This window comes from Streptomyces sp. NPDC058619, assembly GCF_042717785.1.
Taxonomy (GTDB): Bacteria; Actinomycetota; Actinomycetes; order Streptomycetales; family Streptomycetaceae; genus Streptomyces.
In genome coordinates this window covers 100,184-121,531 of record NZ_JBHXQN010000023.1, presented here as the reverse complement: position 1 = coordinate 121,531, position 21,348 = coordinate 100,184, and the positions used below count along the sequence as shown (strand labels likewise).

The following is a 21,348-nucleotide window of genomic DNA, read 5'->3' as shown; positions in this document are numbered from 1 at the left end:
GGGCGGGGGCGCCCCCCCCCCCCCCCGCCGGGGGGGGGGGGGGGGGGGGGGGGGGGGGGGGGGGGGGGGGGGGGGGCGCCCCCGGGGGGGGGGGGGGGGCCCCCCCCCGGCCCCCCCCCCCGCGGCCGGGGCGGCCGAAGCGGCTGGAGCGGCCGAAGGAGCCGTCAAGGGGCCAAAGCCCGTCCGGCGCCGTACACACAGTGCACGGCGCCGGACGGGTGAACAGCTCTGGGCTCAGACGTTGACGCCGAAGTCCTGAGCGATGCCGCGCAGGCCCGAGGCGTAGCCCTGGCCGATGGCGCGGAACTTCCACTCGGCGCCGTTGCGGTAGAGCTCGCCGAAGACCATGGCGGTCTCGGTCGAGGCGTCCTCGGAGAGGTCGTAGCGGGCGAGCTCGGTGTTGTCGGACTGGTTCACGACGCGGATGTAGGCGTTGCGGACCTGACCGAAGCTCTGCTGGCGGCTCTCGGCCTCGTAGATCGAGACCGGGAAGACGATCTTGGCGACGTCGGCCGGGACGCCTGCGAGGTTGACCTTGATGGCCTCGTCGTCGCCTTCGCCCTCACCGGTGGTGTTGTCACCGGTGTGCTCGACCGAACCGTCGGGGCTCTTCAGGTTGTTGAAGAAGACGAAGTTCGAGTCGTTGGCGACCTTGCCCTGGTCGTTGGTCAGGATCGCGCTGGCGTCGAGGTCGAAGTCGCCGCCGGTGGTGGTACGAGCGTCCCAGCCCAGACCGACGATGACCGCCGTCAGGTTAGGCGCGGCCTTGGTCAGCGAGACGTTGCCGCCCTTGCTGAGGCTGACTCCCACGGGTCCTCCATTGGGTTCTGTGTGGGGCGGTGCCCCCGTCGTGCGTTTGCTACCGGATCAACGTTTCGATCCTAGTGACGGGTTCCCGCCTGTACGCGGTTTTACTGCTGATGCTGCTCGGAGACGCTCAGAGGCTGTCGAGCGCCGTGACGTACTCGTTCAGGTCACGCGCGTCGGGCAGCCCGTTGACGACAGTCCACCGCACCACGCCGTCCTTGTCGATGATGAAGGTGCCGCGGACCGCGCAGCCCTTCTCCTCGTCGAAGACCCCGTACGCGCGGGAGGTCTCGCCGTGCGGCCAGAAGTCGGACAGCAGCGGGTACTCCAGGCCCTCCTGCTCGCCGAAGACCCGCAGGGTCGGCACGGAGTCGTTGGAGACCGCGAGGAGCTGCACGTCGTCGTTCTGGAAGCGCGGCAGCTGATCGCGCAGCTCGCACAGCTCGCCGGTGCAGACGCCGGTGAAGGCGAACGGGTAGAAGAGCAGCACGACGGCCTTCTCCCCCCGGAAGTCCGAGAGCCGCACGGTGGCGCCGTGGTTGTCCTTGAGCTCGAAGTCCGGGGCCTTGTCGCCGACCTCGATCGCCATCTCTCGCATCCCTTCGTTCCTGCTTCACTGCTTTGGGCCGTTCGGGTGGCGCCAGCCTAGGCCCTGGGGGCCCGCCGGCCGCGAACGCGCACGCCCCGCCGGCCGGGGTCACCCGGATCGGCGGGGCGTGCGTGTCCGCTTCGACTGCGAGGCGCGGCTCAGCGCTTCTTGGCTGCGGCCTTGGGCGTCACCAGCTTGGTGGCGGTCCAGTCCTTGCCCACGCTGACGGGCTTGGCCTGGGAGAGGCCGGCGGTCTCGACTGCCTCGCTGATGTCGCTGGCCTCCACGAAGCCGGCACGGCCGGTCTTCGGAGTCAGCAGCAGGACGACGGCACTTTCGTCGACCAGCTCGATGGCGTCGACGAGTGCGTCGGTCAGGTCGCCGTCCTCTTCCCGGAACCAGAGGACCACGGCGTCGACCTCGTCGTCGTAGTCCTCGTCGACGAGGTCGCTGCCGATCTGGTCCTGGATGGACTCACGGAAATCCTGATCGACATCGTCGTCGTAGCCGATCTCCTGGACCACCTGGTCGGACTGGAAGCCAAGTCGGGTGACCGGGCTGTCCGCGTGGTCCGCGGTCGCGCTCACGGGGTGCCTCCTGCTCATGTTCGGTGAATGTCTTCGGCGGCGCGCGTACGCGCAGCATTGGGCGTAGTCCACACGGGCGCGGCGGATCGCGCAAGTACCCGGCCGCCGAGACCGTCGAAACGGTGACGATTGCGGCCGTCTCGCCGCAACTTTCAGCCTGCCCGTGTGCACCTCTGGTGATTCATCCCACACCATTCCAGCTCATTCGGCATTGCTTGAGGACTTTCCTACCTGTTTGAGGGACGAACGGCCTTGCGAAATCACCGTCCGGCATGGGCGTAAGGTGGCGTTTTAGCCGGATCGTCACCGGTCTCCCGTCCTGGAAACCCCGCCGACTCCGCGGATTACCCGGGGGTAAAGATGACGATCCCGGCCGAGCGTAAGACCATGGGAGGCGGCGCCCCCAGGTACGACTCCAGCACGACTCCGGCACGACTACCCCGACAGTGAAGGAACAGCGTGGCTTCCGCATCCGATCGCAACCCGATCATCATTGGCGGCCTTCCGAGCCAGGTCCCGGACTTCGATCCGGAAGAAACCCAGGAGTGGCTCGACTCCCTCGACGCCGCCGTCGACGAGCGGGGCCGCGAGCGCGCCCGCTACCTGATGCTGCGGCTGATCGAGCGGGCCCGCGAGAAGCGCGTGGCCGTGCCCGAGATGCGCTCCACGGACTACGTCAACACGATCGCCACCAAGGACGAGCCGTTCTTCCCCGGCAACGAGGAGATCGAGCGCAAGGTCCTCAACGCCACCCGGTGGAACGCGGCCGTCATGGTCTCGCGCGCCCAGCGCCCCGGAATCGGCGTCGGCGGCCACATCGCCACCTTCGCCTCCTCCGCCTCCCTCTACGACGTGGGCTTCAACCACTTCTTCCGGGGCAAGGACGAGGGGGACGGCGGTGACCAGATCTTCTTCCAGGGCCACGCCTCCCCGGGCATCTACGCCCGCGCCTACCTCCTGGACCGGCTCTCCGAGCAGCAGCTCGACGCGTTCCGCCAGGAGAAGTCGAAGGCCCCGTACGGCCTTTCCAGCTACCCGCACCCGCGGCTGATGCCGGACTTCTGGGAGTTCCCGACCGTCTCGATGGGCCTCGGCCCGCTCGGCGCGATCTACCAGGCCCGGATGAACCGGTACATGCAGGCGCGCGGCATCGCGGACACCTCCAAGTCCCACGTATGGGCGTACCTGGGCGACGGCGAGATGGACGAGCCGGAGTCGCTCGGCCAGCTGTCGATCGCGGCCCGCGAGAACCTCGACAACCTGACCTTCGTCGTCAACTGCAACCTCCAGCGCCTCGACGGCCCGGTGCGCGGCAACGGCAAGATCATGCAGGAGCTGGAGTCGCAGTTCCGCGGCGCCGGCTGGAACGTCATCAAGCTGATCTGGGACCGCTCCTGGGACCCGCTGCTGGCCCAGGACCGCGACGGCATCCTGGTCAACAAGATGAACACCACCCCGGACGGGCAGTTCCAGACGTACGCCACCGAGTCGGGCGCGTACATCCGCGAGCACTTCTTCGGGGGCGACCAGCGGCTGCGCGCGATGGTCGAGAACATGACCGACCAGCAGATCCAGCACCTGGGACGCGGCGGCCACGACCACAAGAAGGTCTACGCGGCGTACGCGGCGGCCAAGGCGCACAAGGGCCAGCCGACGGTCATCCTGGCGCAGACGGTCAAGGGCTGGACGCTCGGCCCGAACTTCGAGGGCCGCAACGCGACGCACCAGATGAAGAAGCTGACGGTCGACGACCTCAAGCGCTTCCGCGACCGCCTGCACATCCCGATCACGGACGCGCAGCTGGACGCCGGCGCCCCGCCGTACTACCACCCGGGCCGCGACTCCCCGGAGATCCAGTACATGCACGACCGGCGCAGCGCGCTGGGTGGTTACGTGCCGACCCGCGTGGTGCGCGCGAAGCCGCTGCAGCTGCCGGACGAGAAGACGTACGCCGCCGCGAAGAAGGGCTCGGGCCAGCAGTCGATCGCCACGACGATGGCGTTCGTCCGCATCCTGAAGGACCTGATGCGGGACAAGGAGATCGGCAGGCGCTTCGTGCTGATCGCGCCCGACGAGTACCGCACCTTCGGCATGGACGCCTTCTTCCCGAGTGCCAAGATCTACAACCCGCTGGGCCAGCAGTACGAGGCGGTCGACCGCGACCTGCTGCTCGCGTACAAGGAGTCCCCGACCGGCCAGATGCTGCACGACGGCATCTCGGAGGCGGGCTGCACGGCCTCGCTGATCGCCGCGGGTTCGGCGTACGCGACGCACGGCGAGCCGCTGATCCCGGTCTACGTCTTCTACTCGATGTTCGGTTTCCAGCGCACCGGTGACCAGTTCTGGCAGATGGCCGACCAGCTCGCGCGCGGTTTCGTCCTCGGTGCCACCGCCGGCCGGACCACCCTCACGGGTGAGGGCCTCCAGCACGCCGACGGCCACTCCCAGCTGCTGGCGTCGACGAACCCGGGCTGCGTGGCCTACGACCCGGCCTACGGGTACGAGATCGCCCACATCGTCAAGGACGGCCTGCGCCGCATGTACGGCCCCGAGGCCGAGGACGTCTTCTACTACCTGACCGTCTACAACGAGCCGATCCAGCACCCGGCCGAGCCGGACGGCGTCGACGCCGAGGGCATCCTCAAGGGCATCCACCGGGTGTCCGAGGGCACCTCGGGCACCATCGGGGCGCAGCTCATGGCCTCGGGCGTGGCGGTGCCGTGGGCGCTGGAGGCGCAGCGGCTGCTGGCGGAGGACTGGGGCGTCCGGGCGGACGTCTGGTCGGCCACCTCCTGGAACGAGCTGCGGCGCGAGGCCGTCGAGGTGGAGGAGCACAATCTGCTCCACCCGGAGGAGGAACAGCGCGTGCCGTACGTGACGCGCAAGCTGTCCGGCGCCGAGGGGCCGTTCGTGGCGGTCTCGGACTGGATGCGGGCGGTGCCGGACCAGATCTCGCGGTGGGTGCCCGGTACGTACACCTCGCTGGGCGCGGACGGCTTCGGCTTCGCGGACACGCGCGGCGCGGCCCGGCGCTTCTTCCACATCGACGCCCAGTCGGTGGTCCTGGCGACGCTGACCGAGCTCGCCCGGGACGGGAAGATCGACCGCTCGGTGCTGAAGCAGGCCGTCGACCGCTACCAGCTCCTGGACGTGGCGGCCGCCGAGCCGGGCGCGGCGGGCGGCGACGCCTGACGGATGCGGTGCGCCGACGGTGGCCGAAGTCCGGGCCGAGGCCGGCGCCGAGCGCAGGGAACTGCTGAGAACGGTCCCCGGGGACTCCCCCGGGGGCCGTCTCGGCTTTATGGGTTCTTTACGATGCTCCGCATGAAGGAACTCTCCCGCCAGCTGCTGTGGGAGCGGCGGAGCCAGACCCCGCTGCTCGTCCTCGCCGTGGGCTTCGCCGTCGCGTACGCCGTGCCGATCGTGGCACCGGACGCGCCTCCGGTCGTGCACCGGGCGTGCCTGGTCACCGAGTGGGTGGTGTGGTCGGCCTTCGCCGGCGACTACCTCGTCCGGCTGGGCCTGTCGCCCGCCCGGAAGGCCTTCGTCCGGACGCACTGGATGGACCTGGCGGCTGTCCTGCTGCCGATGATCCAGCCGTTGCGGCTGCTGCGGCTGGTGTCCACGCTGCTGCTGGTGGGGCGGCGGGCCCGGATGGCTCCGCAGATCCGGCTCACCACGTACGTGGCGGGGTCGGTGGTCGGGCTGCTGATGTTCGGTTCGCTGGCAGTGCTGAGCGTGGAGCGGGACGCTCCCGACGGCAACATCAGGAACCTGGGCGACGCCCTGTGGTGGTCGGTCACCACCATGACGACGGTCGGCTACGGCGACCACTCCCCCACGACCGGTCTGGGCCGGCTGCTGGCGGTGGGGCTGATGCTGTCGGGGATCGCGCTGCTGGGTGTGGTCACCGCCAATATCGCGGCCTGGTTCATCTCCCGCTTCGAGCGCGACGACCGGGCGGAGCGGGAGCAGACCGCCGCGATCGCCGAGCTGGCCGCGGAGGTACGGGCGCTGCGCGCGGAGGTCGCCCGGCTGGGCGGACCGGCCCCGGGCGCGCCGGCCGGCGGACCGGCTCCGGACCCGGGTGCCGCGGCCCTGGTCCCGGCCGCGGCGCCCGGCGCCGCTGCGGTCGTGCGGCCTAGTGCTCCCACACCTTGAAGGCCCTCACCTGGTAGGGCGATTGGGGCAGCCAGACCCCGTCGCCCGGATAGGTCTGGAACTCCCCGGTCTCCGCGCACTCGGCCGACTGGTACGTGGTCACCGGGCGGCCCGTCCGGTTGGCGAGGTCCTGGGCGCTCTTGCCTGCGGGCAGGGCCGTGCAGCTGTTGACGTCGAGGGTGCTGAGCTCGTGGACGTGCCGGACGCCCTTGAACTCCGGTTTCGCCCACAGGCACAGCTGGCCGGCCGCGCAGGTCCCGAGCGCGGCGGGCGCCGGCCCGGCGACGGGGCGCCCCGGCACGGTGCGGGTCGGGGCGGCGGCGGCCTGGGCGGCGGCGCGGGAGGCAGCCGCGTGGGCGGTGGCGGCCTGGGCGGTGGGCGCGGTGCTCGGGACGAATGCGGTGAAGGCGAGGACGGCGGCGGCCAGGACGGTGGTGCCGCGCGGGCTGTTACACGTACGCATGACGGGTCAACTCCTTGTGGACGCGGTGCGCCCCGGACCGTTCCGGAGCGCCGTTGGCACCACGCTGACCTGCGGAGACGGGCGGACGGAAGGGGCCGGGGCCGGGTCCACCCGGATAGGCGACAGCCCCGCCGGGTCCCTCCGGCGGGGCTGTCGCGCGTACGGGGTTGACGCCTGCGGGGCGCCGGGTGCGGGCCGTCAGACGTGCGCCGCGCCCGCCCCTTCGACGGCGTTCTCGCCGCGCTTGGTGAAGCAGGCGACGACGGCGGCGAGGACCGCGACGACCCCGGCGACGGTGAAGGCCGTGCCCATGCCGTCCACGAACGTCTCGTGCGCGACCTTGGTGATCGCCTGCGCGACGGCCTCGGGGGCGCCGGGCGGTACGGGCGCGATGCCGACCTGGATGCCGCGCTCGGCGAGCTCCATCTGCTCGGGGGTGAGCGGGGGCAGTCCCGCGGCCCGCCAGTTGTCCCCGAACGAGTTGCCGACGGTGCTGGCCATGACCGCTCCGAGGACGGCGGTGCCGAGGCTGCCGCCGACCTGCATGGCGGCCTGCTGGAGGCCGCCGGCGACGCCGGACAGCTCCAGCGGGGCGTTGCCGACGATGACCTCGGTGGCGCCGACCATGACGGGCGCGAGGCCGAAGCCGAGGAGGGCGAACCAGAGGGACATGACCGCGGTGCCGGTGCCCGGGGTGAGCTGCGCCATCCCGAAGCAGGCGGCGGCGGTGGCGACCATGCCGGCCACGAGCGGGATGCGCGGGCCGACCTTGGTGATGGCGATGCCGGCCAGCGGCGAACCGATGATCATCATGCCGGTGAGCGGGAGCAGGTGCAGACCGCTGTCGACCGGGCTCATGCCGTGCACGTTCTGCAGGTAGAAGGTGACGAAGAACAGGCCGCCCATGAAGGCGAACGCCATCAGCACCATCAGCACGGTGCCCGCGGACAGCGGCAGCGAGCGGAACATGCCCAGCGGGATGAGCGGTTCGCGGACCCTGCCCTCCCAGAGCGTGAAGAGGACGAAGCCGAGCACCGCGGCGGCGAGGAAGAGCAGGGTCTTGTAGTCGCCCCACCCCCACTCGGCGGCCTTGATCAGGGCCCAGATGAGGGAGAACATCGCGCCGGACAGCAGCAGGATGCCGAGGACGTCGAAGGAGCGCGGGGCCTTCGCGGCCCGGTGGTCGACCAGGATGAACAGGCCGAAGAGCAGGGCGACGATGCCGACGGGCACGTTGATGAAGAAGACGGACTGCCAGCTGACGTGCTCGACGAGCAGGCCGCCGACGATGGGCCCGGCAGCGGTGGAGGCGCCGATCACCATGCCCCAGATGCCGATGGCCATGTTCAGCTTCTCGGCGGGGAACGTGGCGCGCAGCAGTCCGAGCGCGGCGGGCATCAGCAGGGCGCCGAAGAGGCCCTGGGCGACGCGGAAGCCGATGACGAGCTCGACGCCGGTGGACAGCCCGATCGCGGCGGAGGAGACCGCGAAGCCGGCGATGCCGATGAGGAACGTCTGGCGGTGGCCGAAGCGGTCGCCGAGCTTGCCCGCGGTGATCAGGGAGACCGCGAGGGCGAGGAGGTAGCCGTTGGTGATCCACTGCACCTCGGCGAGCGAGGCGCCGAGGTCCTTCTGGATCGCGGGATTGGCGACAGCGACGATCGTGCCGTCCAGGGTGACCATCATGACGCCGATCGCGACGGCGAAGAGGGTCAGCCAGGGGTGGCCGCGCAGCCCGGCGGGGGCCGGCGCCGATCCTGGTTCCTTAGCGGGCACCTGATCGTCGACGGTGATCTGACTAGTCATGCGAGCAGGTTAGTGACAGCGGCTGACACTTCACAGACGGCGTAACCACACGGTAACTGTCACGTCGGTCACAGGTAGCCTGACCGCTCACTCAGCGTCAGATCGACGCCGGACCAGCTGCGGAGGGGGACCCTCGGTGATGACCGACGAGCGGCCGGCGCCGGCCGCCCCGGCGGCCGGGCTGCGCGAACGCAAGAAGCGGCGCACCCGGGACGCACTGCTGCGCGCCGCCCTCCTGCTCTTCATCTCCCAGGGGTACGAGCAGACGACCGTCGACGAGATCGCCGAAGCGGTGGACGTCTCCCAGCGCACCTTCTTCCGGTACTTCGCCAACAAGGAGGAGGCCGTCTTCGCGGTGCAGGACCTCGTCGAGTCGCACTTCGTCGCCGAGCTCCGCGCCCGTCCGGCCGCCGAGGGGCCCCTGCGGGCGATGCGGGCCGCCGTGCTCGCCGCCTGGGACACCGTCGAGGAGGCCCTCTCCGACGTGGTCCCCGTCGAGCTCTACATGCGCAGCTACCGGCTGATCGAGTCCACCCCGGCCCTGCTCGCCGTGCACCTGCGCCGCTCCACCGAGCTGGAGGAGCGGATCTCCCGGCTGATCGCCGAGCGCGAGGGCCTCGACGTGGACGCCGACCCGCGGCCCCGGGTCGCCGTCGCCGCGTTCTCCGGTGTGATGCGGGTGACCGGGCGGCTGTGGGGCCAGGGCGAGGACACCAGCGTGGCGGCCATCCGGCGGATGACCGAGGCGTACCTCGACCAGATCGGCCCGGCCCTGGCGGCCGACTGGCGGACCGCGCCGCCCGGGGCCCGGGCCTGACCGAAGCACTTGCCCCGCCCGCCCGCGCCGCCCGGGGCCCGGGCCTGACCGAAGCACTTGCCCCGCCCGCCCGCATCCATGCCACGGACGGCCGTGAATCCCGTCACCCCACACGCCGTAGCCGCGGGGGTTCTCCTACGCTGGTCTCAGTGAAACTGCCCGGCCCCGCCCTCCCCGCCGCCCCCGGCGCCGACCCGCGCCCCGCCGCCCTGCGCATCCTGCTCGCGCTGGCGGTCGTCTTCGTCATGCTGGCGACCACGGGCTGGACCGCGGTCCACCGCCCCGAGGGCGGCACCCCGCTGCGGGCCGCGGCCCTCGCCGCCTGGGCGCAGGCCCGGATCGACGGCCGCCCGGTACCGGCCGCCGGCGCGCCCGCCCGGACGGTCGCCCGCTTCTTCGCGGGCCTGGACCGCTCCCAGCGGACCCGGCTGGCCGAGGGCCACCCCCTGGTGGTCGGCAACCTCGGCGGGGTGCCCACCGCCGTCCGCTACCAGGCGAACCTCCACGGCCTCGCCCAGGCGGAGCAGGTCGAGAACGCGCGCAGCCAGGACGTGGCGCTCACCCCGGCCGACCGGGCCGCGGCCACCCGCCGCGCCCACCGGCTCGCCTCGCTCGCCGGGTCCGGCCGGCAGATCCTCTCGTTCGACCCCACCGGTGGCGGCCGCGTCGCGGAGGTCTTCGGTGACCTGGACCGGGCCCGCCGGGTCTCGGTGGTCGTCCCGGGCGTCGACACGGACCTGATCACCTTCGAGCGCACCCAGCGCCGGTTCACCGCCCCCGTCGGCATGGCCGAGTCCCTGTACGAGACCCAGCGCGCCGCCGCGCCCGGCAGCCGCACCGCCGTCATCGCCTGGGCCGGCTACACCGCGCCGACCGGGGTCGGCGTGGACGCCGCCACCGGCCGGATGGCCGTGGACGGCGCCGTCCGGCTCAACGCGCTGGCGGCGGCCCTGCCCGGGAACGCGAGCGTGGCGCTGTTCTGCCACAGCTACGGGTCGGTGGTGTGCGGGGTCGCCGCCCGCGCGCTGCCGCCGCGGGTCACCGACGTGGTGGTGCTGGGGAGCCCCGGGATGCGCGCGCAGAACGTCGAGGGGCTGCACACCTCGGCCCGGGTGTGGGCGACCCGTGACGAGGACGACTGGATCGCGGACGTGCCGCACCTGGAGTTCGGCGGGCTGGGCCACGGGGCCGACCCGGTGGCGCCGGAGTTCGGCGCGCGGCTGCTGTCCTCGGCCGGGGCCAGGACCCATACCGGCTATTTCGCGCCAGGGACGGGCTCTGTGGAGAATTTCGCGAAGATCGGAACCGGCGCGTTCGGTTCCGTTGTCTGCGCGACCGGGGACGACGCCTGCCGGAGCGGAATCTCCGGGGACGCGCAGGACTGACGCGCGTAGAGGCCCGGCAAACGGACCCCGCACCGAGGGGGACGCGCGGGGGCACCTCCCTCTACGATGGCCCGCATGGGTGACGTACTGGCCGGAAACCATGCCGTCTGGGAGTTCGACTCGGACTCGGTGCTCATCCGCTTCGCACGGGGCATCAGAGCGCCGAGGCTCTGGCAGGCCCTCGGCTCGCGCCGGGTCCCCCTCGAAGCGGTGTCCGGGCTGACCGTGACCGCGGGGAAGCGGAACACGGTGGTTCTGCGCGCCCTCCCCCGGCCGGGCGCCGATCCGCTGATGGAGGCCGCCGACGGGCAGTTGCGGGAGTCCTGCGACCCCTACCGGCTGGTGCTGCCCGGCGACCGGGCGCCGCAGGCCGAGGCCTTCGCCGACGCCCTGCGCGCCCGCCTCGGCCCCGACGCCGCCGAGCCCTCCGGGGAGTTCCTTCTCGACGCGGCGCAGCCCCCGGTCCAGCTGAAGGCGTACGACGCGCGGGTCGGCTTCGACGGTTCGGCCGTGACCTTCCAGTGGTCCCGTACGGGCGCCACCGGCACCAAGTGGAAGGCGGGCGACCAGCGGTATCCGCTGGCCGCCCTCGCCGGGGTCGAGTGGGTCTCCCCGAGCGGCTCGGCCGGCCACCTGCGGCTGCTCCTGCGGGACGCCGTCGGCGACCCCCGCCCGGACCACGACCTCGCCGCGGCCGTCTTCGGCGTGGGCTGCGGGGCGGTGCACGAGTCGCTGCCGTTCGCCGCGGCCGTCCTCGCCGCCCTGCCCGGCCGCACCCCGGTCGCCTCGGTGCCCCGGGCCCGCTCCGGCGGCGACGACCGGCTGCGCCACCTGAGCGAGCTGTACGGCGCGGGCCTGCTGACGGACGCCGAGTACGCGGCGCTGCGGGAGCGGTTCGCGGCCGAGTCCCGGTAGGGGCGCGGCCGGGGAAACAGCGGCGGTCCGGGGCGCGTAGGCCGCTCAGTCCTCGCGGGCCGCCGAGGTGGAGCTCATGTCCGGGTAGCGGTCCCCCGCGACCCGGCCGGCGATCGGCTCCAGCAGCGCCAGCTCCGCCTCCGTCAGGGTGATCCGCGTCGCCGCCGCGTTCTCCGCGAGCCGTTCCGGCTTGCGGGTGCCCGGGATCGGCACCACGGTCAGCCCGTGCACGGCCGCCCGCTGCTGCACCCAGGCCAGGGCGATCTGCGCCGGGGTGGCGCCGTGCGCCCGGGCGATCTCCCGGACCGGGGCCAGCAGTTCGGCGTTGGCCTTTGCGTTGTCGCCGGTGAACCGGGGCTGGTGGGCGCGGAAGTCTCCCGCCGGCAGGTCCGTGCCCGCGTCGGCGAAGGCGCCGGTGAGGAACCCGCGCCCGAGCGGGGAGTACGGGACGAAGGCCACGCCCAGCTCGGCCGCGGCGCCGACCGCGCTGCGCTCCACGTCCCGGCTGAACAGCGACCACTCGGACTGGAGCGCCGCGATCGGGTGCACGGCGTACGCCTCGCGCAGCTCCGCGCCGGTGACCTCGCTGAGCCCGAGGTGGCGCACCTTGCCCTCGCCCACCAGTTCCGCCATGGCGCCCACCGACTCGGCGAGCGGCACGGCCGGGTCGCGGCGGTGCATGTAGTACAGGTCGATGACGTCCACCCCGAGCCGGCGCAGGCTGTCCTCGACGGCCCGGCGCACGTACGCCCGGTCGTTGCGGATGCCCCGGAAGTGCGGGTCGTCGGTGCGCTCTATGGCGAACTTGGTCGCCAGGGTGACCCCGTCCCGGTGCGCGGCCACGAACGGCGCGAGGAACTCCTCGTTGCGCCCGCGGCCGTACACGTCCGCGGTGTCGACGAGGGTGACGCCGGCGTCCAGCGCCGCCTCCAGGGTCGCCCGGGCCGCCGCCTCGTCGGTGTCGCCGTAGAACTCGCTCATGCCCATGCAGCCGAGGCCCTGCACGCCGACCTCCGGGCCCCCCTTGCCGAGTGCGACCCGGTCGATGGTGGTGCCGTGCTCCGTCATGGCCGTACCTTCCCCGCGACCGCCTCCACCGGCGTCGCGTTCGTCGAGGCGGAGTCCGCCGGCGCCGCGTGGTGCGGGGCCGGCTTCGCCGCGTACAGGTCGATCTTGTAGTCCAGTACCGCGAGCGCGTCCGTCAGCTCCGTGATCCGGGTCCGCACCTCGCGCCGCGTCCGCTCCAGCAGCTCGCGCCGCTCGTCGACCGTGTGCCCGCCCTCGCGCACCAGCCCGGCGTACCGGACCATGTCCGCCACCGACATCCCGGTGGCGCGCAGCTTGCCCACGAAGGCCAGCCAGTCGAGGTCCTTGTCGCTGAAGCGCCGCTGGCCCGAGTGGGAGCGGTCCACGTGCGGCATCAGGCCGATCCGCTCGTACCAGCGCAGCGTGTGCTGGGTCAGACCGGTCCGCGCCTCGACCTCGCTGATCGTGTACCGCGTCTGCGTCAGGCTCTGGCTCATGCCTCCACGCTAAAACCTTGGAGTGCACTCCAAGCAAGTAGGCTCGGCCGCATGGAGAGCGTGGAGGCCGTGAACAGCATGGAAAGCCTGCGGATCATCGAGAGCTGGCCGGCGGCGACCGCCGCGGCGGCCGTCGTACGGGCCGACGGGAGCACGGCCGGGTCACACGGCCCCCTCGACCACCGCTTCCCCCTGGCCTCGGTGACCAAGCCGCTCGCCGCGTACGCCGCGCTGGTGGCGTACGAGGAGGGGGCGCTGGAGCTGGACGACCCGGCCGGGCCCGAGGGCTCGACGGTCCGTCACCTGCTCGCGCACACCAGCGGCCTGGCCTTCGACGAGCACCGCGCGACGGCTCCGCCCGGACAGCGCCGGCTGTACTCGAACGCGGGCTTCGAGGAACTCGGCGACCACATCGCGAAGGCCACCGGCATCCCCTTCGCGCAGTACCTGCACGAGGCGGTCTTCGAGCCGCTGGGCATGGCGTCGAGCACCCTGGAGGGTTCGCCCGCCAAGGACGGCGTGTCCACCGTCTGCGACCTCGCCCGGTTCGCGGCGGAGCTGCAGGCCCCCCGGCTGCTGAACGTCCGCACGGTCGCCGCGGCCACCTCCGTCGTCCACCCCGGCCTGGGGGGCGTCCTGCCGGGCTACGGGCACCAGTCCCCCAACGACTGGGGCCTCGGCCTGGAGATCCGCGACGGGAAGTCCCCGCACTGGACGGGCACCGCCTCCTCGCCCCGCACCTTCGGGCACTTCGGCCAGTCCGGCACCTTCCTGTGGGTGGACCCGGACGCGGGCGCCGCGTGCGTGGCGCTGACCGACCGCGCCTTCGGGCCGTGGGCCGTGTCGGCCTGGCCCCCGTTCACCGACGCGGTCCTCGCCGAGCTCGCCGCCGGCCGCGCGTAGGGCGTCCCGGCCGCTACGGCAGTTCCAGGATCAGCAGCTCCCCCGGGGACCCGGCGGTGACCTGCAGGTCCTTCTCCGCGGTGATCCGCACCGAGTCCCCGGGGCCCAGCTCCTCGCCGTCGAGACGCAGGTCCCCGCGCACCACGTGCAGGTAGACCCGCTCCGCCGCCGGTACGGCCACCCGCTCGCCCGCGCCGGGCCGCCGGACGTGCAGGACGGCGCCGGCCGCGGGGATCGCGTACGGGGTCCCGTCGGCGAGGTTCCGCAGCACTTCGTACGAGGGAGCGCCGCCCGCGGCGAGCGGCGCGAGCCAGAGCTGCACGAAGCGCAGCCGCCGCCCGCCGTCGTTGCGCTCCGCGTGCCGGATGCCGGCTCCGGCGCTGAGCCGCTGTACGTCCCCGGGCCCGACCAGGCCCTTCTCGCCGGTGGTGTCCTGGTGGGTGAGCTCGCCCTCGACCACCCAGGTCACGATCTCGGTGTGGCTGTGCGGGTGCTCGTCGAAACCGGCGCCCGGCGCGAGGGTCTCCTCGTTGCAGGCGAGGACGGGGCCGAAGCGCAGGTTGTCCGGGTCGTAGAAGGACCCGAAGGAGAAGGCGTGCCGGGTGGTGATCCCGGCGGGCACGTCCCCGCCCTCGTACCGGTCGGCGCCGCGGCGTACATCAATCATGGAGGCCACCGTAACCCCCGGGCACGGGGGCGGCGCGGGACCGGACTCCGCTCGGCCTCACCGATAAGGCAGTCTTGTCACGTGCCTCAACCCGAACGTGAGCATTCCCCCGCGACCCATCCCGCGCATCCCGTGCCCGCCCATCCCCACGTCGCGACCCTGCGGCGGCTGGAGAAGTCCTCCGGCCGGCTCGCGGCCAACGCGATCGCGCGGATGGACGAGACCCTGCCGTGGTACCGGGCGATGCCCCCGGAGAACCGGTCGTGGATCGGCCTGGTCGCACAGGCCGGCATCGCCGCGTTCACCGAGTGGTTCCGGCACCCGGAGACGCCTCAGGCGATCTCCACCGACGTGTTCGGGACGGCTCCCCGCGAGCTGACCCGGGCGATCACGCTGCGCCAGACCGTCGAGATGGTCCGCACCACGATCGAGGTCATGGAGACCGCGATCGAGGAGGTGGCGGCCCCGGGAGACGAGTCGATCCTGCGCGAGGCGCTGCTGGTGTACGCCCGGGAGATCGCCTTCGCGACGGCCCAGGTGTACGCCCAGGCCGCCGAGGCGCGCGGGGCCTGGGACGCCCGGCTGGAGTCCCTCGTGGTCAACGCGGTGCTGTCCGGGGAGGCCGACGAGGGCGCGCTGTCGCGGGCGGCGGCGCTGGGCTGGAACTCGCCCGAGCACGTGTGCGTGGTGCTCGGCACCGCTCCGGAGGGCGACAGCGAGCTGACCGTCGAGGCGATCCGGCGCGCGGCCCGCCACCACAAGCTCCAGGTCCTCACGGGCGTGCTCGGTGACCGGCTGGTCGTCATCGCGGGCGGCAGCGACAACCCGATGCAGGTGGCGAAGTCCCTGATCGGCCCGTTCGCGGCCGGTCCGGTGGTGGCCGGTCCGGTGGTGCCCGACCTGCTGAACGCGACGAAGTCCGCGCAGGCCGCAGCGGCCGGACTGAAGGCCTGCACGGCGTGGCAGGACGCCCCGCGTCCCGTCCTGGCGGACGATCTCCTTCCAGAGCGGGCGATCGCCTCCGATCCCGCTGCGCGCGAGCAGTTGGTGGAGGAGATCTACAGACCGCTGGAGGAGGCGGGGTCGGCGCTGCTGGAGACGCTCAGCGTCTACCTGGAGCAGGCGAGCAGCCTGGAAGGGGCGGCCCGGATGCTGTTCGTGCACCCCAACACGGTGCGCTACCGGCTCCGACGTGTGACCGATGTCACCGGCTGGTCACCCTCCGATGTCCGTTCCGCGTTCACTCTGCGGATCGCCCTGATCCTCGGGCGTCTGGCCGACGGCGATCTTCAGTCCTAGACTTTTGTCGGACATCAACAATTACCCCGACGGTTCTTCGTCCCTGTCCCCACGGGCGGCGGGGGCCTACAACAAGAGAGAGTGTGAGGGTGCTCGTACTCGTCGCTCCCGGCCAAGGCGCTCAGACGCCCGGCTTCCTGACTCCCTGGCTCGACCTGCCCGGCGCCGCTGACCGCGTCGCCGCCTGGTCGGACGCCATCGGGCTCGACCTTGCCCACTACGGCACGAACGCCGACGCCGACGAGATCCGCGACACGGCCGTGGCCCAGCCGCTGCTCGTCGCCGCGGGTCTGCTGTCCGCCGAGGCGCTCGGCTCCCGTACGGCCTTCGGTGCCGTCGCGGGTCACAGCGTCGGCGAAATCACCGCTGCCGCGTACGCGGGCGTGCTGTCCGAGACGGACGCGCTGCAGCTGGTCCGCACGCGCGGACTGGCCATGGCCGAGGCCTCCGCCGTCACAGAGACCGGCATGGCCGCGGTCCTCGGCGGCGACCAGGACGTGGTCCTCGCCCATCTGGAGAAGCTGGGTCTGACCCCGGCCAACATCAACGGTGCGGGCCAGATCGTGGCCGCCGGCACCACGGAGCAGATCGCCGCCCTGGTGGCGGAGAAGCCCGAAGGCTCCATGAAGGTCGTCGCCCTCAAGGTCGCGGGCGCCTTCCACACGCACCACATGGCTCCCGCGGTCGCCACGCTGGCGAAGGCCTCCGAGGCCCTCTCCCCGGCGGACCCGGCGCTGACGTACGTGTCGAACAAGGACGGCCTCGTCGTCACCAAGGGCGCCGACGTCGTCGCCCGCCTGGTCGGCCAGGTCGCCAACCCGGTCCGCTGGGACCTGTGCATGGAGACGTTCGCCGAGCTGGGCGTCACCGGGATCGTCGAGCTGTGCCCCGGCGGCACGCTGACGGGTCTGGCCAAGCGCGCGCTCAAGGGTGTGCCGAGCGTGGCTCTGAAGACCCCGGACGATCTCGACAAGGCCGCGGCGCTCGTCGCCGAGCAGTCGGTCTGAGAGAAGGAGCCCACACAGCATGTCCAAGATCAAGCCGGCCAAGGGCTCCCCGTACGCCCGCATCCTCGGGGTCGGCGGCTACCGCCCGACCCGCGTGGTGCCCAACGAGGTCATCCTGGAGACGATCGACTCGTCCGACGAGTGGATCCGCTCCCGCTCCGGCATCGCGACGCGGCACTGGGCTTCGCCCCAGGAGACCGTCGCCGCGATGTCGGTTGAGGCCTCGGGCAAGGCGCTGGCCGACGCCGGCGTCTCCCCCGACCAGATCGGGGCGGTGATCGTCTCGACGGTCTCGCACTTCAAGCAGACCCCGGCGATCGCGACCGAGATCGCGCACCGGATCGGCGCGGGCAAGCCCGCCGCGTTCGACATCTCCGCGGGCTGCGCCGGTTTCGGCTACGGCCTGACCCTGGCCAAGGGCCTGGTGGTGGAGGGGTCGGCGCAGTATGTCCTCGTCATCGGCGTGGAGCGGCTCTCGGACCTGACCGACCTGGAGGACCGCGCGACGGCCTTCCTGTTCGGCGACGGCGCCGGCGCCGTGGTCGTCGGTCCCTCGGACGAACCAGCCATCGGCCCCACGGTGTGGGGTTCGGAGGGCGACAAGTCCGACACCATCAAGCAGACCGTGCCGTGGGACGAGTACCTCGGCAAGGACGGCGGCGAGAAGTTTCCGGCCATCACGCAGGAGGGCCAGGCGGTCTTCCGCTGGGCCGTCTTCGAGATGGCCAAGGTGGCCCAGCAGGCCCTCGACGCCGCCGGAATCGCCGCGGACGACCTGGACGTCTTCATCCCGCACCAGGCAAACATGCGGATCATCGACTCGATGGTGAAGACTCTGAAGCTGCCGGAGCACGTCACGGTCGCCCGTGACGTGGAGACCACCGGCAACACCTCGGCCGCCTCGATCCCGCTCGCTATGGAGCGGCTCCTGGCGACCGGAGCGGCGAAGAGCGGCGACACCGCGCTCGTCATCGGCTTCGGGGCGGGACTCGTCTACGCCGCGACGGTCGTTACCCTCCCCTAGGACCGGATGCGCATTCCGGTCCTGACACCCAGTTACTGAGAGAAGGAGCGCCACATGGCCGCCACCCAGGAAGAAATCGTCGAAGGCCTCGCGGAGATCGTCAACGAGATCGCCGGCATCCCCACCGAGGACGTCGCCGTCGAGAAGTCGTTCACCGACGACCTCGACGTCGACTCCCTGTCCATGGTCGAGGTCGTCGTCGCCGCCGAAGAGCGCTTCGACGTGAAGATCCCGGACGAGGACGTCAAGAACCTCAAGACGGTCGGCGACGCCGCCGACTACATCCTGAAGCACCAGGCCTGAGCCTGACGAGCGTTTGTCGCCACCTGGCGGTGGCGCCGTGACAATTCAGCACCCCCTGAGACGTGGAGAAAGAATTCCTGTGAGCCCGACCAATCGCACCGTGGTCGTCACCGGTATCGGCGCAACCACTCCGCTGGGTGGCGACAGCGCTTCGACCTGGGAAGGTCTGCTCGCCGGCCGTTCCGGCGTAAAGCCCCTGGAGGGCGAGCGCTTCGCCGAACTCCCGGTCCGCATCGCCGCCCGTGCCGCCGTGGACCCGAGCGAGGTCCTGCCCCGGCCGCTGGCCCGCAAGCTGGACCGCTCGGCGCAGTTCGCCGTCATCGCGGCCCGTGAGGCGTGGGCCGACGCCGGTTACACCGCTCCGGCGGGCGCCGAGGCCGCCGACGGCGAAGCCACCGGCCCGACCGTCGTGCCTGAGCGCCTGGGTACGGTGATCGCGTCCGGCATCGGCGGTGTCACGACCCTGCTCGACCAGTACGACGTACTCAAGGAGAAGGGCGTGCGCCGGGTTTCCCCGCACACCGTTCCCATGCTCATGCCCAACGGCCCGTCGGCCAACGTCGGCCTGGAGGTCAACGCCCGTGCGGGCGTGCACACCCCGGTCAGCGCCTGCGCCTCCGGCGCGGAGGCCATCGGCTACGCCGTCGAGATGATCCGTACCGGCCGTGCCGACGTGGTCGTCGCCGGCGGTACCGAGGCGGCGATCCACCCGCTGCCGATCGCCGCGTTCGCCAACATGATGGCGATGTCCAAGAACAACGAGCACCCCGAACAGGCCTCCCGCCCCTACGACAAGGGCCGTGACGGCTTCGTCCTCGGCGAGGGCGCGGGCGTCGTGATCCTGGAGTCCGCCGAGCACGCCGCCGCGCGCGGTGCCCGGGTCTACTGCGAGGTGCTGGGCCAGGGCCTGTCCGCGGACAGCCACCACATCGCGCAGCCGGAGCCGACCGGCCGCGGTGTCGCGGCCGCGGTGCAGAACCTGCTCGACAACACGGGCCTGGACCCGGCCGAGCTGGTCCACCTGAACGCGCACGCCACGTCCACCCCGCAGGGTGACACGGCCGAGCTGAAGGCGCTGCGCAAGGTGCTGGGCGACGACCTCGACCACATCGCGATCTCCGCCACCAAGTCGATGACCGGCCACCTGCTGGGCGGTGCGGGCGGGATCGAGACCGTCGCGACCGTGCTGGCGCTGTACAACCGGCTGGCCCCGCCGACGATCAACGTCGACGATCTGGACGACGACATCGACGCGGACATCGTGCGCGGCGAGCCGCGCAAGCTGCCGGCCGACGGCCCGATCTCCGCGATCAACAACTCCTTCGGCTTCGGCGGACACAACGTCACCCTGGCGTTCCGCACCGTCTAGTACGGCCGAACAGGCAAGGCCCGCCCGGGATACCGGGCGGGCCTCGTGCGTGTCGGGGGCTAGACGACCTGGTGGAGCCAGCGGACCGGGGCGCCCTCGCCCGCGTACCGGAAGGGCTCCAGTTCGTCGTCCCAGGGCTTGCCGAGCAGCTTGGCGATCTCGGCCTCCAGGTCGGTCTCGCCGTGGGCGGACCGGGCGAGGGCGGCGCGCAGCCGGTCCTCGGGGATCAGGATGTCCCCGTGCATGCCGGTGACGGCGTGGAAGATGCCGAGCTCCGGGGTGGAGCTGTAGCGCTCGCCCTCGGCGGTCGGACAGGGTTCCGCGGTCACCTCGAAGCGCAGCAGGTGCCAGCCGCGCAGGGCGGAGGCGAGTTTCGAGGCGGTGCCGGCTTCGGCCCGCCAGGAGAACTCGGCTCTCCAGGTGCCGGGGGAGGCGGGCTGCCTGATCCAGTCGAGGTTCACCCGCACCCCGAGCACACCCGCAACAGCCCATTCCACGTGCGGGCAGAGCGCGCGCGGCGCGGAATGCACGTACAGAACTCCACGTGTCGTCACCGGGACCTCCAGTGTGGGACGAGGTCGGGAATAAAACTCCAGAAAACGGACAGTATGTGACGTGATGTAATGTAACGGAATTTTTTTGACATTGCGCTACGGAACCTGCGGCCGAAACGCCACGGGAAAAAGCTACCGTGCGTCAGGGGTCGCGGTGTGACGTACGGTCGCTCCAAGGCCGGTCATCACAGAGCATTCACTCAGCAGGACGTCCCGGGGCGACCAGGGGGCGACGAGGAGGGACCCACCCATGCGCACCACCGCTCCGCGCCGCCGCGCGCGCCGGACCCTCGCGGGCGCGGGAGCGGCGGTGGTCCTGCTGGGCGGGGCGGTGACCGGGTGCGGCCCGGGCGGGTCGGGGGGAGAGGGCGAGCGCGGGGCGCAGTCCGCGCCGCGCTGGAACACGGCGCCCGCCTCGATCGCAGCCGTGGGCGACTCCATCACGCGCGGTTTCGATGCCTGTTCGGTCCTGGCCGACTGCCCGGAGGTGTCCTGGGCCACCGGGACCGACCCCGCGGTCCGCTCGCTGGCCACCCGGCTGCTCGGGGAGGCGCAGGCACCCGCCCGCAGCTGGAACCACGCGGTGACGGGATCCCGGATGGCGGACCTGCCGGGACAGCTCGCCGAGGCCGCCACGCACAAGCCCGACCTGGTCACGGTGATGGTGGGCTCCAACGACGCCTGCCGTCCGACGGCTTCCTCGATGACCTCGGTGGCGGACTTCCGGTCCGGTTTCGAGCAGGCGCTCGCCGGCCTGCGGGCCGCTTCGCCCGCCTCCCAGGTGTACGTCTCCAGCGTGCCGGACCTCCAGCGGCTGTGGGAGCAGGGCAAGGACCTCCCGATGGTCCGCCAGATCTGGAAGCTGGGCATCTGTCAGTCGATGCTCGCCGACCCGCTGTCGGCGGCCACGGGGGCGACCGCCCGGCGCGAACAGGTGCGGGCGCGGGTGGTCGAGTACAACGAGGTGCTGCGCGAGGTCTGCGCGAAGGACCCGCTGTGCCGCTACGACGGCGGGGCGGTGTTCCAGTACCCCTTCGACGCGCAGCAGTTGAGCCGCTGGGACTGGTTCCACCCGGGGCGGGACGGACAGGCGCGGCTCGCGGAACTGGCGCACCGCCAGGTCACGGCGGCCGATCCCCCGCGGTGACGCGGGTGGACCGGGAGCGGGT

General features: G+C 72.1%; 21 protein-coding genes. 12 read left to right on the top strand and 9 right to left on the bottom strand.

The features are described 5' to 3' along the window. Positions 1–234: 234 nt before the first annotated feature. The 3 genes from ACFWTC_RS22910 to ACFWTC_RS22900 all read right to left on the bottom strand — a co-directional run bounded on the left by ACFWTC_RS22910 (position 235) and on the right by ACFWTC_RS22900 (position 1,983). The gene (locus ACFWTC_RS22910; protein ID WP_267718442.1) at positions 235–810 is read right to left on the bottom strand and encodes a TerD family protein; all 576 of its coding nucleotides are present in this window, start codon (positions 808–810) and stop codon (positions 235–237) included. Between the two features lie 127 nt (positions 811–937). After that, on the bottom strand, positions 938–1,396 hold the full coding sequence (locus tag ACFWTC_RS22905) for a peroxiredoxin (RefSeq protein ID WP_383915417.1): 459 nt from the start codon (positions 1,394–1,396) through the stop codon (positions 938–940). Positions 1,397–1,554: 158 nt separating this feature from the next. Then, complete coding sequence (locus ACFWTC_RS22900) at positions 1,555–1,983, bottom strand: DUF3052 domain-containing protein (RefSeq protein ID WP_383915372.1); 429 nt, start codon at positions 1,981–1,983, stop codon at positions 1,555–1,557. A 459-nt stretch (positions 1,984–2,442) separates the two neighbouring features. On the opposite strand from ACFWTC_RS22900, the gene aceE reads away from it, so the two are divergent. Further along, positions 2,443–5,175, top strand: coding sequence for a pyruvate dehydrogenase (acetyl-transferring), homodimeric type (gene aceE, locus ACFWTC_RS22895; RefSeq protein WP_383915371.1), 2,733 nt, complete (start codon positions 2,443–2,445; stop codon positions 5,173–5,175). A 132-nt stretch (positions 5,176–5,307) separates the two neighbouring features. After that, complete coding sequence (locus ACFWTC_RS22890; RefSeq protein WP_383915370.1) at positions 5,308–6,144, top strand: potassium channel family protein; 837 nt, start codon at positions 5,308–5,310, stop codon at positions 6,142–6,144. Here the strand turns inward: ACFWTC_RS22890 and ACFWTC_RS22885 are convergent. Together ACFWTC_RS22885 and ACFWTC_RS22880 are read right to left on the bottom strand one after the other, a co-directional pair. Further along, complete coding sequence (locus ACFWTC_RS22885) at positions 6,125–6,607, bottom strand: peptidase inhibitor family I36 protein (RefSeq protein ID WP_384028044.1); 483 nt, start codon at positions 6,605–6,607, stop codon at positions 6,125–6,127. The genes ACFWTC_RS22890 and ACFWTC_RS22885 overlap by 20 nt on opposite strands. A gap of 198 nt (positions 6,608–6,805) precedes the next feature. After that, entirely contained in the window at positions 6,806–8,413 is a 1,608-nt protein-coding gene (locus ACFWTC_RS22880) for a DHA2 family efflux MFS transporter permease subunit (RefSeq protein ID WP_384028045.1), read from the bottom strand. A 139-nt stretch (positions 8,414–8,552) separates the two neighbouring features. Here ACFWTC_RS22880 and ACFWTC_RS22875 point away from each other — a divergent pair, with 139 nt between their 5' ends. From ACFWTC_RS22875 to ACFWTC_RS22865, 3 genes are all read left to right on the top strand, one after another. Further along, the gene (locus tag ACFWTC_RS22875; protein WP_384028046.1) at positions 8,553–9,230 is read left to right on the top strand and encodes a TetR family transcriptional regulator; all 678 of its coding nucleotides are present in this window, start codon (positions 8,553–8,555) and stop codon (positions 9,228–9,230) included. A 245-nt stretch (positions 9,231–9,475) separates the two neighbouring features. After that, complete coding sequence (locus ACFWTC_RS22870; protein ID WP_383915416.1) at positions 9,476–10,615, top strand: alpha/beta hydrolase; 1,140 nt, start codon at positions 9,476–9,478, stop codon at positions 10,613–10,615. A gap of 66 nt (positions 10,616–10,681) precedes the next feature. Beyond that, positions 10,682–11,530, top strand: a complete 849-nt coding sequence (locus ACFWTC_RS22865) for a DUF4429 domain-containing protein (protein WP_383915366.1) — start codon at positions 10,682–10,684, stop codon at positions 11,528–11,530. Between the two features lie 45 nt (positions 11,531–11,575). Here the strand turns inward: ACFWTC_RS22865 and ACFWTC_RS22860 are convergent, their stop codons facing one another. Both ACFWTC_RS22860 and ACFWTC_RS22855 read right to left on the bottom strand, forming a co-directional pair. Beyond that, on the bottom strand, positions 11,576–12,598 hold the full coding sequence (locus tag ACFWTC_RS22860) for an aldo/keto reductase (RefSeq protein ID WP_384028047.1): 1,023 nt from the start codon (positions 12,596–12,598) through the stop codon (positions 11,576–11,578). Then, positions 12,595–13,053 (bottom strand): MerR family transcriptional regulator, encoded by a 459-nt coding sequence (locus ACFWTC_RS22855; RefSeq protein ID WP_383915364.1) that lies wholly within the window; start codon positions 13,051–13,053, stop codon positions 12,595–12,597. The genes ACFWTC_RS22860 and ACFWTC_RS22855 overlap by 4 nt, the downstream gene beginning before the upstream one ends. Before the next feature lie 78 nt (positions 13,054–13,131). Between ACFWTC_RS22855 and ACFWTC_RS22850 the strand changes: the two genes are divergently transcribed. After that, positions 13,132–13,956 carry a serine hydrolase domain-containing protein gene (locus ACFWTC_RS22850; RefSeq protein ID WP_384028073.1) on the top strand — a complete coding sequence of 275 codons (825 nt, stop codon included), beginning with the start codon at positions 13,132–13,134 and terminating at the stop codon, positions 13,954–13,956. A 13-nt stretch (positions 13,957–13,969) separates the two neighbouring features. Here ACFWTC_RS22850 and ACFWTC_RS22845 read toward each other — a convergent pair whose 3' ends face one another. After that, a complete protein-coding gene (locus ACFWTC_RS22845; RefSeq protein WP_383915363.1) occupies positions 13,970–14,623 on the bottom strand; it encodes a pirin family protein in 654 nt (217 codons plus the stop codon). Positions 14,624–14,704: 81 nt separating this feature from the next. Here ACFWTC_RS22845 and ACFWTC_RS22840 point away from each other — a divergent pair, with 81 nt between their 5' ends. The 5 genes from ACFWTC_RS22840 (at position 14,705) to ACFWTC_RS22820 (ending at position 19,625) form a co-directional block, all read left to right on the top strand. Beyond that, positions 14,705–15,922, top strand: coding sequence for a PucR family transcriptional regulator (locus tag ACFWTC_RS22840; protein ID WP_383915362.1), 1,218 nt, complete (start codon positions 14,705–14,707; stop codon positions 15,920–15,922). An 89-nt stretch (positions 15,923–16,011) separates the two neighbouring features. Then, positions 16,012–16,929, top strand: coding sequence for an ACP S-malonyltransferase (locus ACFWTC_RS22835; protein WP_383915361.1), 918 nt, complete (start codon positions 16,012–16,014; stop codon positions 16,927–16,929). A 19-nt stretch (positions 16,930–16,948) separates the two neighbouring features. Beyond that, positions 16,949–17,953, top strand: a complete 1,005-nt coding sequence (locus ACFWTC_RS22830) for a ketoacyl-ACP synthase III (protein WP_383915360.1) — start codon at positions 16,949–16,951, stop codon at positions 17,951–17,953. A 54-nt stretch (positions 17,954–18,007) separates the two neighbouring features. Next, the gene (locus ACFWTC_RS22825; RefSeq protein ID WP_073914859.1) at positions 18,008–18,256 is read left to right on the top strand and encodes an acyl carrier protein; all 249 of its coding nucleotides are present in this window, start codon (positions 18,008–18,010) and stop codon (positions 18,254–18,256) included. Positions 18,257–18,335: 79 nt separating this feature from the next. Further along, positions 18,336–19,625, top strand: a complete 1,290-nt coding sequence (locus ACFWTC_RS22820) for a beta-ketoacyl-[acyl-carrier-protein] synthase family protein (RefSeq protein WP_383915359.1) — start codon at positions 18,336–18,338, stop codon at positions 19,623–19,625. Between the two features lie 59 nt (positions 19,626–19,684). On the opposite strand, the gene ACFWTC_RS22815 is transcribed toward ACFWTC_RS22820, so the two are convergent. Further along, a complete protein-coding gene (locus ACFWTC_RS22815) occupies positions 19,685–20,179 on the bottom strand; it encodes a DUF3145 domain-containing protein (protein ID WP_383915358.1) in 495 nt (164 codons plus the stop codon). 250 nt (positions 20,180–20,429) lie between these two features. Between ACFWTC_RS22815 and ACFWTC_RS22810 the strand changes: the two genes are divergently transcribed. Beyond that, entirely contained in the window at positions 20,430–21,326 is an 897-nt protein-coding gene (locus tag ACFWTC_RS22810; protein WP_383915357.1) for an SGNH/GDSL hydrolase family protein, read from the top strand. The last annotated feature ends 22 nt before the right edge of the window (positions 21,327–21,348 follow it).